General features: G+C 69.8%; 16 protein-coding genes. 12 read left to right on the top strand and 4 right to left on the bottom strand.

Going from position 1 to position 15,135, the window contains the following annotated elements:
* Nucleotides 1–24 precede the first annotated feature (24 nt).
* Nucleotides 25–720, top strand: a complete 696-nt coding sequence (locus tag TTY48_RS04765; protein WP_220656412.1) for an alpha/beta hydrolase — start codon at nucleotides 25–27, stop codon at nucleotides 718–720.
* Here the strand turns inward: TTY48_RS04765 and TTY48_RS04760 are convergent.
* A complete protein-coding gene (locus tag TTY48_RS04760) occupies nucleotides 717–1,181 on the bottom strand; it encodes a MarR family winged helix-turn-helix transcriptional regulator (RefSeq protein WP_220656411.1) in 465 nt (154 codons plus the stop codon). The two genes, TTY48_RS04765 and TTY48_RS04760, sit on opposite strands and share 4 nt — an antisense overlap.
* A gap of 65 nt (nucleotides 1,182–1,246) precedes the next feature.
* Between TTY48_RS04760 and TTY48_RS04755 the strand changes: the two genes are divergently transcribed.
* On the top strand, nucleotides 1,247–2,758 hold the full coding sequence (locus TTY48_RS04755; protein WP_220656410.1) for an MFS transporter: 1,512 nt from the start codon (nucleotides 1,247–1,249) through the stop codon (nucleotides 2,756–2,758).
* 56 nt (nucleotides 2,759–2,814) lie between these two features.
* Here TTY48_RS04755 and TTY48_RS04750 read toward each other — a convergent pair whose 3' ends face one another.
* Nucleotides 2,815–3,213: a VOC family protein gene (locus TTY48_RS04750; protein ID WP_220656409.1), complete on the bottom strand. Its 399-nt coding sequence runs from the start codon at nucleotides 3,211–3,213 to the stop codon at nucleotides 2,815–2,817.
* A 68-nt stretch (nucleotides 3,214–3,281) separates the two neighbouring features.
* Between TTY48_RS04750 and TTY48_RS04745 the strand changes: the two genes are divergently transcribed.
* The 5 genes from TTY48_RS04745 to TTY48_RS04725 all read left to right on the top strand — a co-directional run bounded on the left by TTY48_RS04745 (nucleotide 3,282) and on the right by TTY48_RS04725 (nucleotide 8,546).
* Complete coding sequence (locus TTY48_RS04745) at nucleotides 3,282–4,028, top strand: TetR/AcrR family transcriptional regulator (RefSeq protein ID WP_220656408.1); 747 nt, start codon at nucleotides 3,282–3,284, stop codon at nucleotides 4,026–4,028.
* Between the two features lie 39 nt (nucleotides 4,029–4,067).
* Nucleotides 4,068–5,432 carry a DUF445 domain-containing protein gene (locus tag TTY48_RS04740; RefSeq protein ID WP_220656407.1) on the top strand — a complete coding sequence of 455 codons (1,365 nt, stop codon included), beginning with the start codon at nucleotides 4,068–4,070 and terminating at the stop codon, nucleotides 5,430–5,432.
* 166 nt (nucleotides 5,433–5,598) lie between these two features.
* Complete coding sequence (gene groES / locus TTY48_RS04735) at nucleotides 5,599–5,898, top strand: co-chaperone GroES (RefSeq protein WP_220656406.1); 300 nt, start codon at nucleotides 5,599–5,601, stop codon at nucleotides 5,896–5,898.
* An 84-nt stretch (nucleotides 5,899–5,982) separates the two neighbouring features.
* Nucleotides 5,983–7,596: a chaperonin GroEL gene (gene groL, locus TTY48_RS04730; protein WP_220656405.1), complete on the top strand. Its 1,614-nt coding sequence runs from the start codon at nucleotides 5,983–5,985 to the stop codon at nucleotides 7,594–7,596.
* Nucleotides 7,597–7,691: 95 nt separating this feature from the next.
* Complete coding sequence (locus TTY48_RS04725; protein ID WP_220656404.1) at nucleotides 7,692–8,546, top strand: LLM class flavin-dependent oxidoreductase; 855 nt, start codon at nucleotides 7,692–7,694, stop codon at nucleotides 8,544–8,546.
* A gap of 9 nt (nucleotides 8,547–8,555) precedes the next feature.
* On the opposite strand, the gene TTY48_RS04720 is transcribed toward TTY48_RS04725, so the two are convergent.
* Nucleotides 8,556–8,852 (bottom strand): WhiB family transcriptional regulator, encoded by a 297-nt coding sequence (locus TTY48_RS04720; protein ID WP_220656403.1) that lies wholly within the window; start codon nucleotides 8,850–8,852, stop codon nucleotides 8,556–8,558.
* A gap of 374 nt (nucleotides 8,853–9,226) precedes the next feature.
* Here TTY48_RS04720 and TTY48_RS04715 point away from each other — a divergent pair, with 374 nt between their 5' ends.
* The 3 genes from TTY48_RS04715 (at nucleotide 9,227) to TTY48_RS04705 (ending at nucleotide 11,813) form a co-directional block, all read left to right on the top strand.
* Nucleotides 9,227–10,078: a hypothetical protein gene (locus TTY48_RS04715; RefSeq protein ID WP_220656402.1), complete on the top strand. Its 852-nt coding sequence runs from the start codon at nucleotides 9,227–9,229 to the stop codon at nucleotides 10,076–10,078.
* A gap of 20 nt (nucleotides 10,079–10,098) precedes the next feature.
* Complete coding sequence (locus TTY48_RS04710; protein ID WP_220656401.1) at nucleotides 10,099–10,671, top strand: sigma-70 family RNA polymerase sigma factor; 573 nt, start codon at nucleotides 10,099–10,101, stop codon at nucleotides 10,669–10,671.
* Nucleotides 10,672–10,772: 101 nt separating this feature from the next.
* Nucleotides 10,773–11,813: an anti-sigma-D factor RsdA gene (locus TTY48_RS04705; RefSeq protein ID WP_220656400.1), complete on the top strand. Its 1,041-nt coding sequence runs from the start codon at nucleotides 10,773–10,775 to the stop codon at nucleotides 11,811–11,813.
* A gap of 60 nt (nucleotides 11,814–11,873) precedes the next feature.
* On the opposite strand, the gene TTY48_RS04700 is transcribed toward TTY48_RS04705, so the two are convergent.
* Entirely contained in the window at nucleotides 11,874–12,263 is a 390-nt protein-coding gene (locus TTY48_RS04700) for a DUF5319 domain-containing protein (protein ID WP_220656399.1), read from the bottom strand.
* A gap of 83 nt (nucleotides 12,264–12,346) precedes the next feature.
* Between TTY48_RS04700 and guaB the strand changes: the two genes are divergently transcribed.
* The gene (gene guaB, locus TTY48_RS04695) at nucleotides 12,347–13,891 is read left to right on the top strand and encodes an IMP dehydrogenase (protein ID WP_304941239.1); all 1,545 of its coding nucleotides are present in this window, start codon (nucleotides 12,347–12,349) and stop codon (nucleotides 13,889–13,891) included.
* Nucleotides 13,892–13,953: 62 nt separating this feature from the next.
* A complete protein-coding gene (locus TTY48_RS04690) occupies nucleotides 13,954–15,120 on the top strand; it encodes a GuaB3 family IMP dehydrogenase-related protein (RefSeq protein WP_220656398.1) in 1,167 nt (388 codons plus the stop codon).
* Nucleotides 15,121–15,135 lie beyond the last annotated feature (15 nt).

The following is a 15,135-nucleotide window of genomic DNA, read 5'->3' as shown; positions in this document are numbered from 1 at the left end:
CGCATCACCGGAAGGGCACACGCAATGACTGACAAGCCGACCATCGTCCTCGTTCACGGCTTCTGGGGCGGCGCCGCCCACTGGGCCGGAGTGATCGTCGAACTCCGCAAGCGCGGCTACCCCGAGCTGCGCGCCGTGGAGAACCCGCTCACCTCGCTGGCGGACGATGCGGAGCGCACCCGCAAGATGGTGGCGCAGGTCGACGGGCCCGTGATCCTGGTGGGCCACTCCTACGGCGGCGCCGTGATCACCGAGGCGGGTAACCTGCCCAATGTCGTCGGACTGGTGTACGTCGCGGCCTTCGCCCCCGATGCGGGGGAGAGCCCCGGCGGCATCACTCAGGAGAACCCGCCGGCCGGTGCGGCGGCACTGGCCCCTGATTCGGACGGCTACCTGTGGATCAAGCAGGACGAGTTCCACGCCAACTTCGCCCAGGACCTCTCCGCCGACGAGGCGCTGGTCATGGCGGTCACGCAGAAGGCGCCGCTGGCATCCACTTTCGGTGATGCGATCACCGAGCCCGCGTGGCGGCACAAGCCCAGCTGGTACCAGGTGTCCACCGAGGATCGGATGATCCACCCGGACAACGAGCGTCGGATGGCGGAGCGGATCGCACCCCGCGGCGTGATCGAGCTCGAGGCCAGCCACGCGTCGCTCGCCTCGCACCCCGCGGAGATCGCTGATCTGATCGACGCCGCCGTGGCCGGGACTGCGAGCTAGTTCGCGGAATTCTCCTCGCCGCACAGGTATTCGCCCACCCGGCAGGTGGCGACCTCCGCGCGGAGCACGGACCGCTGAGTGGGGCGGGCGTCGGCGTAGCGGCGCCCGCCCTCCTCGGTGATGGTGGTGAAAACCGAGCGGCGATCGCTCGAGCACATCGAGCGGGCGGCGAGGCCGTCCCGTTCCAGTCGCGCGACGAGTCGTGAGAGTGCCGACTGCGACAGGTGCACGCGCTCGGCGAGATCCGCCATGCGCAGGCCGTCGGTGCCGGCCCGGGCGAGCTGCTCCAGGACCTCGAACTCCGACGAGGTGAGGTCGTGGGCGCTCAGAGCCCGGTCGAGCGCACACGACATGCGCGCGTAGTCGCGCATCAGCTGGTGCCACTGCGCGGCCAGCGCCTCGTCGGCCTCGGACTCGGGGCCCGCCTCCGCCGCCGGCGCGATGTCGCCTTTGACCGTCATGGCCACATGCTACACCGGGCGCGCGCAAAATATTCCTAAGAAATAAATGTAGACACATTGAATGCATGCGCATAGAGTTCTCGCTCGTGACCACCACACACGAGAACCCGACAGCGCCCACCGGGTCCGACGCACCGTCGCTCCACGTGACCTCGCCGACCGGATGGACCTCCCGCACCTGGCTCCTGTTGCTCGTCCTCTGCGGCGCGCTCTTCCTGGACGCCCTCGACATCTCGATGGTGGGCGTGGCACTGCCCTCCATCAAGGCCGCCCTCGGCATGGAACCCGCGGCCCTGCAATGGATCGTCTCGGGCTACGTGCTCGGCTACGGCGGTCTGCTCCTGCTCGGTGGCCGCGCCGCCGACCTGCTGGGCCGCCGCCCCGTCTTCCTCGGCGCCGTGCTCGTCTTCGGTATCGCCTCCGTCGCCACCGCCTTCATCGACGTGCCCGCCGTGCTGATCGCGCTGCGCTTCATCAAGGGCGTGGCCGCGGCCTTCACCGTGCCCGCCGGACTGTCGATCATCACCACGACCTTCGCCGAGGGGCCCGCCCGCAACAAGGCCTTCTCCATCTACACCGTGTGCGGTGCCTCCGGCTTCTCTCTCGGCCTCGTCTTCGGCGGCCTGCTCACCGAGGTCTCCTACCGGCTCACCCTGCTCTTCCCCGGCCCGATCGCTCTCGCGCTCGTGGTGCTCGGCTGGAAGGTGATCCCGAAGGCCGCACCGTCGGAGAAGTTCGCCCTCAAGCGATTCGATGTGGCGGGCGCGCTCACTTCCACGGGTGCCCTGCTCCTGCTGGTGTACACCGTGGTCCAGGCGCCCGGCCTGGGCTGGACCTCCGCCACCGTGCTCACCCTGTTCACCGTGGCCGCACTCCTGGCCGTGGCCTTCGTGGTGATCGAGCTCAAGCACCCGCACCCGCTGGTGCGCCTGTCGATCCTGAAGTCGGTGCGGCTGGTGCACGCGAACCTCGCCGGATTCGTGATGTTCGGCGGCTACGCGGCCTTCCAGTTCCTGGTGACGCTGTACGTGCAGGATTCGCTCGGCTGGAGCCCGGTGGCGATGTCGCTCGCCTTCCTACCTGCAGGCCTGCTCGTGGTGGCCTCGGCCACCAAGATCGACGCCGTGCTCGACCGGGTGAACAGCACCGTGCTCGTCGCGGTGGGCCTGCTCGCCTTCCTCGGCGCGTACGCCTGGTTCCTGCGCGCCGAGCCCGGCGCCAGCTACTGGGTGTTCCTGTTCCCCACCATTCTGCTGCTGGGCGTGGGCTTCGCACTCACCTTCCCGGCGGTGAACTCGCAGGCCACCGCAGGTGTCGACGACGATGAGCAGGGTCTGGCCTCGGGCCTTCTCAACACCTTCATCCAGGTGGGCGGCGCGGTGATGATGGCCGTGGTCACCGCGATCACCACCAGTGGGCACGTCGCCGCCGAGCCCGGGCAGCTGTTGCCCGGCATGACCACCGCCATCACGGTGATCGTGGGCCTGACCGTGGTCGGGATCGCCGGCACCGCCGTCGTCCTCGGGCTCTCCCGGCCGCAGGCCCAGGCCACTCCGGCTCCACAGCTGGTCGACTGACGCCCGATAACGCTGCGCGCCCCCGGCTTTCGAAGCCGGGGGCGCGCGTCGTCGAGCTAGCGGGGAGGCTCGCCGTCGGCGGTGACCCACTGCACCAGCTGATAGACGACGCCGTTGGGGTCGGCGGTCTGGAAGTACCGCTCGCCCCAGGGCTCGGTCTCGATGGCCGTCACCACCGGCGCCCCGGCAGCCCGCAGCCGCTGGTACTGCGTGTCGATGTCGTCCACGGTGAACACCACGAGTAGGCCGGTCGCTGAACCGGCCTGACTCTCGGGCTTGAACGTGGACAGGCCCGTGCGTAGATACACGATCGACGGTCCGCCGTCCGGTGCCGCCACCGATTCCACACCGTCGAAGCTCATCTGCGGGGTGTAACCGAAGTGGCGGCGGACGAACTCCGCGGAGGCGATCGGGTCGGCGACGTTGAGCGAAAGGGTGTGTGAGGTGATGTTCATGGGCTCTCCGATGCATAATTAGCGGACAATGACATGAGTTTAACGCGTGGGGTGGCAGGATTGTTCCCGTGACCGAATCCGACGCCGCGCGCTTCGTCCGGCTGCTGTGGCGCGTGCCCGAGCCGTCGCGCCGCGGGCCCAAGTCCCGGCTCGACGTGGACACCGTGGTCGCGGCCGCGATCCGGATCGCCGATGCCGAGGGCCTCGCGGCCGCCACCATCCGCCGGATCGCCGAGGAGGTCGGCGCCTCACGGATGGCCGTGTACACCTACGCCGACGGGAAAGAGCGCCTCCTCGACCTCATGACCGATGCCGTCAACGCCGAGGTGCACGCGGCCGGACCCATCGATCAGCCCTGGCCGCAATCGGTGCGCGAACTCGCCGACCGCAACCTGGCCGCCCACCGCGCGCACCCCTGGCTCACCGACGCGCCGCTTGAGAGTCCCGTCCTGGGGCCCGGCACCGTCGGGAAGTACGAGACCGAACTCGCCGTCTTCGACGGGCTCGGGCTCGACGACGTGCCCATGGACCTGTGCCTGAACCAGGTACTCGGTTTCGTCCGCGGGACAGCGCGCGACGAGGCCGCGCGCCGACCGGATCCCGCGACCCCGGCGCAGTGGTGGGCCGACTACGGCGCAGCCCTCGCGGCGGTCATCGACCCCGCCGACTATCCGCTCGCCTCCCGCGTCGGCACCGCCGCGGGCGAGGCGATGGGTGCCGCCCACGACGGTGACGCCGCCTACGTCTTCGGGCTCGACCGGCTCGTCGACGGCCTCGTTCGGTACGTCGACCAGGTGCGATCCGAGTCCTCCTAACCGGCCCCGGGGGCTGCGCCGCGTGCGTACTGTGTCGCCATGCAGTCCTGGGCAGCGATCACCGCCGACCTGCAACGGAATTGGCCGATCTACGCGTCGATGCCGATCATCGCCGCGCTCATCGGCTGGGGCACCAAGATCGTTGCGATCCGAATGATGTTCCGGCCGCAGCAGTTCAGGGGCATCGGCAAGCTCGGCTGGCAGGGCATCATCCCCAAGCGCGCCCCGCAGATGGTCGAGGTGCTGTGCGACACCCTCACTGACCGCCTGGTCTCCGCCTCCGAGATCCTGGAGAAGGTCGATCCCGAGGAACTCGGCGACCGGATGGAGCGCGCCCTGCGCCGCGAAGTCGCCCGCATCGTGCCCGTGGTAGCCGCCGAGTACCAGCCCGCGCTGTGGAACCTGCTGCCCGGCACCGGCCGTGACCTCGTGGTGCAGCGCGCACAGGTGATCGCCCGGTCGCTCGTGCCGCAGCTCGTGGCCGCCATCCGCGACAACCTCGACGAGGTCTTCGATCTCAAGGAGATGGTGACGCGGGAGGTGCTCGCCGATCCGGACCTGCTGGAGAAGATGTTCCTCGACGTCGGCCGGCGCGAGTTCGCCTTCATCCGGCGCAGCGGCCTGGTCTTCGGCTTCCTCATCGGCATCCTGCAGGCCGCCGCCTGGGCGGTGTTCCGCAACCCCTGGGTGATGCCGCTGTTCGGCCTCTTCACCGGCTGGTTCACCGACTGGGCCGCGCTGCGCCTGATCTTCAACCCCAAGGAACCGAAGCGCTACCTCGGCCTCGTCGAATGGCAGGGCCTGTTCCTCAAGCACCGCATCGCGGTCTCCGAGGAGTACGGCAGCCTCATCGCCGCCCGCGTGCTCACCTCCGACCGGCTGGTCCGCTCGCTGTTCACCGGTCCGCACCGCGACCAACTGGTCACCGTGGTGGCCGGCGTGCTGCGCGAGGCGATCGAGGAGGAGATGCCGAACATCGAGAAGGCGCTGCGCCGCAGCACCGGGCTCGACGGCATCGGCGTCGGCCCCGTCACCGTCGGCGCGCTGGTCGGGGTGGTCGCCGACGCGGTGGGCGCCGTGGGCAGCGCGGTCGGCGGCCCCGTGGGGAAGGTCGCGGGCGGGCTCGACATGACGCAGATCGGCCCCATGTCGCGGGCGGGTGCCGACGACTTCGTCACCGCCCTGCCCGTGATCCTCGGCGAGGCCACCGACTACCTCGACGCCAAGCTCGACATTCGCGCCACGATGATCGAGAAGATGGCCGCGATGACACCCGAGGAGTTCGAGGGCGTCCTGCGCCCCGCGTTCCAGGCCGATGAGAAGACCCTGATCATGGTGGGTGCGATCCTCGGTTTCCTGGTCGGTGAGCTGCAGGTGCTGATGGTCGAGAACCTCACCCACTGACATCTCGCAGGCCGGGCCTTGAAGCGCTAGCACTCCCATGGGTAGAGTGCTAAGTGGTTCGTGTGTCGAGGCGACTCGGCACACAAGGTGACGCCGGCACCCGCGACGACGGCTGTGACTTTCGGGCCAGACAAATGACACCGATATCCACACATGGAGGCGAACTGTGGCAAGCGTGAACATCAAGCCGCTTGACGACAAGATCCTGGTCAAGGCCACCGAGGCTGAGACCACCACTGCTTCGGGTCTGGTTATTCCGGACACCGCCAAGGAGAAGCCGCAGACCGGCACCGTCGTCGCCGTGGGCGAGGGCCGCGTGACGGAGGCGGGCAACCGCGTCCCCACCGGCATCAGCGAGGGCGACACCGTGCTGTTCAGCAAGTACGGCGGCACCGAGTTCGTGTACGGCGGCGAGGAGTACCTCGTGCTCAGCTCGCGCGACGTGCTCGCCGTCATCGGCAAGTAACAGACCAAGCCGTGCGAATTCCGGACCGCCCCGCCCCGGCGGGGCGGTCCGGAGTCGTTTCATCCGAGCCCAGGAGCTTTACATATGGCTAAGCAGATCGCATTCGACGAGAGCGCACGCCGCAGCCTCGAGGCCGGCGTCGACGCGCTCGCCGACGCGGTGAAGGTGACCCTCGGACCCCGCGGCCGGCACGTGGTGCTGGCTAAGGCCTTCGGCGGACCCACCGTGACCAACGACGGCGTGACCATCGCCAAGGAGATCGAGCTCGACGATCCGGTCGAGAACCTCGGTGCCCAGCTGGTGAAGTCCGTCGCCACCAAGACCAACGACATCGCGGGCGATGGCACCACCACCGCCACCGTGCTCGCCCAGGCCATCGTCAAGGAGGGCCTGCGCAACGTCGCCGCCGGCGCCAACCCGATCGAATTCGGCAAGGGCATCGGCGCGGCCGCCGACAAGGCCTCCGAGATCCTCATCGCGCAGGCCACCCCGGTGAACGGCGAGAAGGCGATCGCCCAGGTCGCGACCGTCAGCTCGCGCGACAGCGAGCTCGGCGACATGATCGGCGCCGCGATGACCAAGGTCGGCGCCGACGGCGTCGTCACCATCGAGGAGAGCTCCGGCGTCGAGACCGACGTGGTGGTCACCGAGGGCGTGCAGTTCGACAAGGGCTACATCTCCCCGAACTTCGTGACCGACCTCGAAGCACGCAAGGTCGTCTTCGACGACGCGCTCGTGCTGCTCTACCGCGACAAGATCACCTCGCTCCCGGATTTCCTGCCGCTGCTGGAGAAGATCCTGGAGACCGGCAAGCCGGTACTGATCGTGGCCGAGGACGTCGAGGGCGAGCCGCTCTCGACGCTGGTCCTCAACACCCTGCGCAAGACCATCAAGGCCGTCGCCGTGAAGGCGCCGTTCTTCGGTGATCGCCGCAAGGCCTTCCTCGAGGATCTTGCCATCGTGACCGGTGGCACCGTGATCAACACCGATCTGGGCCTGAGCCTGGCCACGGCCGGCATCGACCTGCTGGGCAGCGCCCGCCGCGTCGAGGTCACCAAGGACTCCACCACCATCGTCGACGGTGGCGGTTCCAAGGAGGACGTGCAGCAGCGCAGCGCGCAGATCAAGGCCGAGATCGAGAACAGCGACTCCGACTGGGATCGCGAGAAGCTCTCCGAGCGCCTCGCGAAGCTGGCCGGTGGCGTCGCCGTGATCCGCGTGGGGGCCAACACCGAGACCGAGCTCAAGGAGCGCAAGTACCGCGTCGAGGACGCGGTCTCCGCTGCCCGCGCCGCGGTCGAGGAGGGCATCGTCTCCGGCGGCGGCACCGCGCTGGTCAAGGTCAGCGCGCAGCTGGCCGACCTGGAGGACTCCTCCGAGGGCGACTTCAAGCTGGGCGTGCGCGCCTTCCGTCGCGCCCTCACCGCACCGCTGTTCTGGATCGCCAGCAACGCGGGCGAGGACGGCGCCGTCATCGTCAACCAGGTGACCGAGACCGGCAAGGGCTTCAACGCCGCCACGTTGGCCTTCGGCGATCTCATCGCCGATGGCGTCATCGACCCCGTCAAGGTGACCCGCAGCGCCGTCGTGAACGCCGCCTCGGTGGCGCGCATGATCCTCACGACCGAGGCCACCGTGGTGGACAAGCCGGTCGACGAGGCCGACGACGCGCACGCCGGCCACGGCCACGCGCACTAGGCACCACCCGCACCGCTTCGGCGCCCCCGGCCCTTCCGGCCGGGGGCGCCGTCGTATCCGCTGCACGTGTCGGTGGACGGGGCTACGGTCGGGACATGCGGTACGGGATCGTGGTGACGGACCGGGACCCCCGGCGGTTCGCCGACGCGGCACGGGCCGCGGAGGAGGCCGGGTGGGACGCCGTCTTCTCCTGGGAGTCGGTTGCGGGGCTCGACGCCTGGGTCGCGCTCACGGCGGCCGCCGTCGCCACGGAACGGATCCGCCTCGGCACGATGCTCACCCCGCTGTCGCGCTGGCGGCCGTGGGATCTGGCCCGCGTCACCACCAGCCTCGACCTGCTCTCCGGAGGCAGGGTGATCCTGCCGGTCGGGCTCGGCGCGGTGTTGGAGGAGTGGACGGCCTTCGAACCCGATCAGGGGCGCAGGACGCGCGCCGAGCTGTTGGACGAGAACCTCGACGTGCTGTTCGGGCTGTGGTCGGGAGAACCGTTCTCGTACGACGGGCGCCATCACACCGTGAAGGCACTCGATCCGGGTCCTCTCGCCGCGCCGCCCTCTGTCCAGCGGCCGCGCATCCCCGTGTGGTGCGTCGGCCTGGCCGGGGCGCGGAAGTCGATGGCCCGCGCCGCGCGGTGCGACGGGCTGCTGCCCAACTTCCGACCGCCCGCCGGGGTGGCACCGGAGACCTACGACGCCACCGTCGACGAATACGCGGCCATCGCGCGCGAGGTCCTCCAGCTCCGGACGGAGGCGGGATTCACCTCTCCGTACGACCTGGTGGGGGAGGCGGGCTATCCGATCGCCGAGCGCTCCCGTTCCGTGGAACGGGCCGCACAGCTCGCGGACGTCGGCTACACGTGGTTCGTCGATTCGTACTGGGACGATCTCGGCGCCCCCGACGAGGCCGCGCGCACTCGGGCGCGGATCGATCAGGGGCCGCCGGTGGCGTAGGCGAGAGGGTCAGCCGGCGATCGGCCGCCGGGCGTCCCGCTTCATGAGGGTGGCGCGTTCGGACTCGGACAGTCCGCCCCAGATCCCGTACGGCTCCGCGACCGCGAGCGCGTGGCTGCGGCACTGGACCAGCACGGGGCAGGTGTGGCACAGCTCCTTGGCGCGCCGTTCGCGCTGGGCGCGGGCCCGGCCCCGTTCACCGTCCGGATGGAAGAACACCGAGCTGTCGACGCCACGACACACACCCCGCATCTGCCAATCCCAGAAATCGGCATTGGGCCCCGGGAGCTCATTAGGCTGAGGCATCGCATTCTCCAAACGCTCGGCGTCGTCTTCGCTGGCATCGAAACGTCGTTGTTCCGCTGCGCTCACCGTATGCAGTTAGCGAGAGGAAGGTCAACCTCGTGAGGGTATTCCGACCGGACCACGAATCACGTCGAGATTTAACATTGCGTTCATTGTCGGCACCCCTCACGTGCCAATTTTGCGACAGCAAAATGCTACCGAGAGAACCGCTGGAGTGCTGGCCAACGGTGTAAGAAAGACTATTTCCACGGCGTGGATTGAGTGTGAATCTGCGACATTGTCGCGGTGTCCGACTTTACCGTCAGGTAACATTCGCGTGAGAATCGGCAGCCTTGGGGTCGCGGTGAGCGCGCAAAATTCGAGAGGTTAAATCTTTGGAAACGGGGATCCCGGGGTCGCGGGCGACGCCGGAGCTGGACGGTGCGCTCGTGGCGGCCTTCGGGCTGGGCGCGGGGGCCGGGGCGGCGGCCGGAGACCCCGAGGGTCGCGCCTGGCTCCGCGCGGTCGCGCTGGCCGGCCGGGGACGATTCGCCGCGGCGCGGGCGCTCTCCGCCACCATCCGTACCGGGGCCTTCGGGTCGGCGGCGCGGTGCCTGGAGGCGTCGATGCTGCGCCAGTCCGGCGGGCACCGTCGGGCGTCGGGAAGCGACGGTGCCGCGTGGTCCCTCGCGGCGGGACTGCCCGGCGACGATGCGGGGCTCGCGGTGGCGGTGCGGGTCGACGCCCTCGTCGGGCTCGCGGCCGACGCGCTCGGCGTCGGTCGATTCGCCCTGGCCGCGGCGATGCTGGCCCGTGCCGACACGGAACTGGAAGCGGCGGACGCCGGCGTCGAGTCGCCCTGGTGGACGGTGTCGCGGGCGGCCCTGCGACGGGACTGGGTGGCGGCCGAGCTGGCGATCTACTCGGGCGATACCGCCGGAGCCGGCCGCTCGCTGACCGCTCTGATCGACGGCGATCCGGGGCCGGCGCACCCCCGTCATCATGCGAAGACGCAGCTCATCGCCGCTTCCGCGGCGGCCGCGTCGGGCGATGTGGGACGCGCGACCGAGCTGGCCCGTACGGCGTATGCGATCGCCACCGAGGGTGGGTTCGATCCTCTACAGTGGGCCGGTGCGAAACTGATGACCGCGTTGTCAGATGAGGTGCGGGGGCAGCGTTTCGCGCGGGAGGCCGCGACCATCGAGGCGAAGTGGATTCGCGATGGCGCGGAAATGGGAAGACTGTAACGGCAGGATGCAGGCTGGCGATGATTCTGACAGGTGAGGAGCTCGACCGGGCCGTGCGTGAAGCCGCACGCGGCGACAGGTCGGCGCTCGCGGACGTTCTCGATTCCATCCGGCCTCTGGTCGTGCGGTACTGCCGTGCGCGGGTCGGTGGTGGTGAGCGTCACTCGCTGTCAGCGGAAGACATCGCGCAGGAGGTGTGTATGGCGGTCATGATGGCCCTGCCCAGGTACGAAGACCAGGGTCGCCCGTTCATGGCATTCGTCTACGGCATCGCCGCGCACAAGGTCGCCGACGGCTTCCGCGCCGCCACGCGTAACAAATCCGATCCCGTGAGCGAGATGCCAGAGAGAGCGTCGCTGGAAGGCGGCCCCGAGGTCACCGCACTCGAGTCGGAGGCGAACCAACGGATGGCCCGCCTGCTCGGCACGCTCCCGGAGAAACAGCGCGAGATCCTGATCCTCCGCGTCGTCGTCGGCCTCTCGGCCGAGGAGACCGCGGAGGCGGTGGGCGGTACCGCAGGTGCCGTCCGCGTCGCTCAGCATCGCGCGCTGGCGAAGTTGAAGAACCAGATCGAGAAAGAAGGTGAGATGTAATGGCCGGCAACGATCCGCGGAATCCCCGCGATGGGGCGACGGGGGATCCTCGTGATCCCGAACGCACGGCCGCTCACCGTCTGGGCCCGCCGATGCGACCGATGCGTCCCGGTGGCACGCCCGACAATCGCAACGCCGACACCGGCTTCATCGACCGGGTCACCGACGACGGTGCGCCGGTCGACGTCGCCGCGGTTCGCCGCGACGACGAACTGATCGAGGCGCTCGCCGCCGGCGGTGCCGTCAGCACGTCCGATCACACCGAGTTCGCACTCGCCTCGTTGCTCGCCGACTGGCGCGACGAGATCGTCACCACGCCCGTCGCCGCGGGACCGTCCGTCGACGAGTTGATGGCCGAGGCCGAGCGGCGCAAGGCCGGTGGCGACGGTGCCGGTGTCACCTCGCTGGCCGACGCCCGCAATGCCCGCCGCAGCCGCAAGCTGGGGCTGGCCATGGGCTCCGCCGCAGCCGCGGTCGCGATCCTGGGCGGTGGCGGTGTGCTGGTGAACGCCGCGAGCCCGGGCGACGGTGCGCTGTGGAGCGTCAAGGAGGTCGTCTTCTCGGACGCCGCCTCGCAGACGCTGGCGACCTCGGAGGCGAAGGCGCAGATCGAGAGCGCCGATCGCGATGCCTCGTCGGGTGATCAGGCCGCGGCGCAGTCCGCCCTGGTCAGTGCGCGGCAGCAGGCCGCGAAGGTGAAGAACGACAAGCAGCGTGCGGCCCTGGAGGAGCAGATCCGTCAGGCCGAGGCGCGGGCCGGGCTGCCCGTCGGGTCCACCGATCTCGGTGCCACGACCTCGGCTTCCGCCTCGGCGACGGCGCCGGTCACGGTGCGTCCGCCGGATCCGCGGTCGTCCACGTCGGTCCCGACCACGATCCTGCCGACGCCGCTGCCCACGACCACGGTGCCGTACCCCACTACGACGACGCCGCATCCGACGACGACCACCCCGCCGACGACGAGCACGACGACGGAGCCGACCACCACGGACCCGGCCACCGCGACGACGACCACGGGGTCGCCGGTGACCACCACGACGACGGTCCCGCCGACCGCCACCCGGCCGCCGGTGACCACCACGACGACGGTGGCCTCGAGCCCCACGTTCACGGTGGAGCGCCCGGGTCAGCTCCCCGGCTGACGGTTCGATCCCACGAGAAAGCCCCCACCGATCAGGTGGGGGCTTTCCTCGTCGAGGGGCTTACTCCTCGCCGGCGAGGTTCATCGCCGCATCGGCGTAGCCGCGGCAGTAGTCCCAGGTGACGTAGGCGTCGGGCGCCGGATCGTAGGCCGGCTCGTGCGGCCGGACGGTGCCGTCCACCAGGAGCTGCAGCAGGTTCGCGCGCAGCATGTCCCAGTCGTGGTAGTGGTCTTCCTGGCAGTCGTCGCAGCAGATCACCAGGCCGCGGATGCCGCGGTGACCGAGCAGTGCCTCGTACACGGAGAGATCGGCGAGGTCTTCCTCGACCGCGAGCCGCTCCGCGGGATCGAGCGGCTGTCCGGGATCGAGCGAGTCGAGAGCGGCCGTGGGGTCGCTCGGATCGTCGGCGAACGGGTCCGGGGGAAGCCCGGGAGGAAGATTGTTGCGCACACCCCCACGGTACGCAGCGGCCCGCCGTTCGGCCAGCCACACGCCCGTCGCGAGCACAAACCTTCCCCGCGTACCATGGATACATGACGCGTACCGGCACTTCCGCGCCCGATTCCACCGGCTCTGTTCGTATCGGGGGTGACGATCCGTTCAAGGTCGCCATGCTCGGCTTGACCTTCGACGATGTCCTGCTCGTTCCCGCCGCCTCCGACGTGGTTCCGTCGGGCGTCGATACGTCCACCAAGCTCACCCGCGAGATCACGCTCAAGGTCCCGCTCATCAGCTCGGCGATGGACACGGTCACCGAGGCGCGGATGGCCATCGCGATGGCCCGCAACGGCGGCATGGGCGTGCTGCACCGCAACCTGTCGATCGAGGGTCAGGCGCAGCAGGTGGAGACCGTGAAGCGGTCCGAGGCCGGCATGGTCACCGACCCGGTCACCTGCAGCCCGTCGAACACGCTGCGCGAGGTCGACGAGATGTGCGCCCGGTTCCGGATCTCCGGCCTGCCGGTCACCGACGAGAAGGGCACCCTGGTCGGCATCATCACCAACCGGGACATGCGCTTCGAGGTCGATCTCGATCGGCCCGTGGCCGAGGTGATGACCAAGGCGCCGCTGATCACCGCGCAGGAGGGCGTGACCGCCGAGGCCGCGCTGGGCCTGCTGCGTCGCCACAAGATCGAGAAGCTCCCGATCGTGGACGGCAGCGGCAAGCTCACCGGCCTGATCACGGTCAAGGACTTCGTCAAGACCGAGCAGCACCCCAACGCCACCAAGGATTCCGACGGTCGGCTGCTGGTGGGCGCCGCGGTCGGCGCGGGCGATGAGGCGTGGGCGCGCGCGATGGCGCTGCGCGACGCCGGTGTCGACGTGCTGGTGGTCGATTCGGCGCACGGTCACTCGAGCGGCGTGCTGAACATGATCGAGAAGCTCAAGCTGGAGCTGGGCGACGATGTGCAGATCATCGGCGGCAATGTCGCCACCCGCGGCGGCGCCGCGGCGCTGATCGAGGCCGGCGTGGACGGCGTGAAGGTGGGGGTGGGCCCCGGCTCCATCTGCACCACGCGCGTGGTCGCCGGTGTCGGCGCCCCGCAGATCACCGCGATCCTGGAGGCGAACGCCGCGTGCGCCGCCGCCGGTGTCCCCGTGATCGCCGACGGTGGCCTGCAGTTCTCGGGTGACGTGGCCAAGGCCCTCGCGGCCGGCGCCTCGACGGCGATGCTGGGTTCGCTGCTGGCGGGCACGGCGGAGTCGCCGGGTGAGCTGATCCTGGTGGGCGGCAAGCAGTTCAAGAGCTACCGCGGCATGGGCAGCCTCGGCGCCATGCAGGGCCGCGGCCAGGCCAAGTCGTACTCCAAGGACCGCTACTTCCAGGACGATGTGCTCTCCGAGGACAAGCTGGTCCCGGAGGGCATCGAGGGCCGGGTGCCCTTCCGTGGCCCGCTCAGCTCGGTGATCCATCAGCTGACCGGTGGCCTGCGCGCCGCGATGGGCTACACCGGCAGTCAGACCATCGCCGACCTGCAGCGGGCGCAGTTCGTGCAGATCACCGCGGCGGGTCTGAAAGAATCGCATCCGCACGACATCACGATGACGGTCGAAGCGCCGAACTACGCGAGCCGCTAGAGCTCCGCGGGGCTCGCCCGTCGAGGGAGAGTCCCTACCCCGTCCCGGAAGGACCGAGCGCGTTGCGCGACATGGTTGAGATCGGCATGGGCCGCACGGCCCGACGCACCTACGAGCTGCAGGACGTCAACATCGTCCCGTCGCGGCGCACCCGCTCCTCGAAGGAGGTGTCCACCGCCTGGCAGCTCGACGCGTACCGCTTCGACACCCCGATCCTGTCGCATCCGACCGACGCGATCGGTTCGCCGGAGTTCGCGATCGAGCTGGGCAAGCTGGGTGGGCTCGGCGTGCTCAACGCCGAGGGGTTGTTCTCGCGGCATCGTGACGCCGAGGCGAAGATCCGCGAGGTCGTCGAGCTCGCGGCGTCGGACATCACCGGTGTGGCCGCGATCCGCAAGCTGCAGTTGCTGCACGCCGCGCCGGTCGACCCGGAGCTGCTGGCGGCGGCCGTCACCCGGGTGCGCGACGCCGGGGTCACGGTGGCGGTGCGGGTCTCCCCGCAGCGCGCGCGGGAGCTGACCCCCACGCTGCTGCAGGCGGGCATCGACCTGCTGGTGATCCACGGCACGATCATCTCGGCCGAGCACGTCTCGGCGGAGGAGCCGTCGGGGGAGCCGCTGAACCTGAAGACCTTCATCGGTGATCTGGACGTGCCCGTGGTCGCGGGCGGCGTGAGCGATCACCGCACCGCGCTGCACCTGATGCGCACCGGTGCGGCGGGCGTCATCGTGGGCTACGGCTCGGCCGAGGGCGCCACCACCACCCGCGAGGTGCTCGGCATCGGCGTGCCGATGGCCACCGCGATCGCGGACGCCGCGGCGGCCCGTCGGGACTACCTCGACGAGACCGGCGGCCGCTACGTGCACGTGATCGCCGACGGCGACATCTACAGCTCGGGCGATGTGGCCCGCGCGATCGCCTGCGGCGCCGACGCCACCATGCTGGGTGCGCCGCTGGCCGTGGCGGCCGAGGCGCCGGGCAAGGGCTGGTACTGGCCCTCGGTGGCCGCGCACCCGTCGATGCCGCGCGGCGCCGTGGCACCGGCGCAGCTGAGCGGGCTCGACGCCCGCGACGGTGCGGCCCCGTCGCTGCAGACCATCCTCACCGGTCCGTCGGTGGAGCCGAACGGCCAGTTGAACCTGGTCGGCGGCCTGCGTCGGTCGATGGCCAAGTCGGGCTACAGCGAGCTCAAGGAGTTCCAGAAGGTGGGCCTGAACGTCGCGAACTGAGGTTCGCGAATCCGC

Source organism: Tsukamurella sp. TY48 (assembly GCF_019656655.1).
Lineage (GTDB): Bacteria > Actinomycetota > Actinomycetes > Mycobacteriales > Mycobacteriaceae > Tsukamurella > Tsukamurella strandjordii.
Note: the sequence above shows the minus strand (reverse complement) of the source record. Positions and strands in the feature narration are given on the sequence as shown.

Coding starts and splice junctions, on each gene's coding strand:
- TTY48_RS04765 (WP_220656412.1), top strand. CDS start 25: ATGACTGACAAGCCGACCATCGTCCTCGTTCACGGCTTCTGGGGCGGC.
- TTY48_RS04760 (WP_220656411.1), bottom strand. CDS start 1,181: ATGACGGTCAAAGGCGACATCGCGCCGGCGGCGGAGGCGGGCCCCGAG.
- TTY48_RS04755 (WP_220656410.1), top strand. CDS start 1,247: ATGCGCATAGAGTTCTCGCTCGTGACCACCACACACGAGAACCCGACA.
- TTY48_RS04750 (WP_220656409.1), bottom strand. CDS start 3,213: ATGAACATCACCTCACACACCCTTTCGCTCAACGTCGCCGACCCGATC.
- TTY48_RS04740 (WP_220656407.1), top strand. CDS start 4,068: ATGCAGTCCTGGGCAGCGATCACCGCCGACCTGCAACGGAATTGGCCG.
- groL (WP_220656405.1), top strand. CDS start 5,983: ATGGCTAAGCAGATCGCATTCGACGAGAGCGCACGCCGCAGCCTCGAG.
- TTY48_RS04725 (WP_220656404.1), top strand. CDS start 7,692: ATGCGGTACGGGATCGTGGTGACGGACCGGGACCCCCGGCGGTTCGCC.
- TTY48_RS04720 (WP_220656403.1), bottom strand. CDS start 8,852: ATGCCTCAGCCTAATGAGCTCCCGGGGCCCAATGCCGATTTCTGGGAT.
- TTY48_RS04710 (WP_220656401.1), top strand. CDS start 10,099: ATGATTCTGACAGGTGAGGAGCTCGACCGGGCCGTGCGTGAAGCCGCA.
- TTY48_RS04705 (WP_220656400.1), top strand. CDS start 10,773: ATGCGTCCCGGTGGCACGCCCGACAATCGCAACGCCGACACCGGCTTC.
- guaB (WP_304941239.1), top strand. CDS start 12,347: ATGACGCGTACCGGCACTTCCGCGCCCGATTCCACCGGCTCTGTTCGT.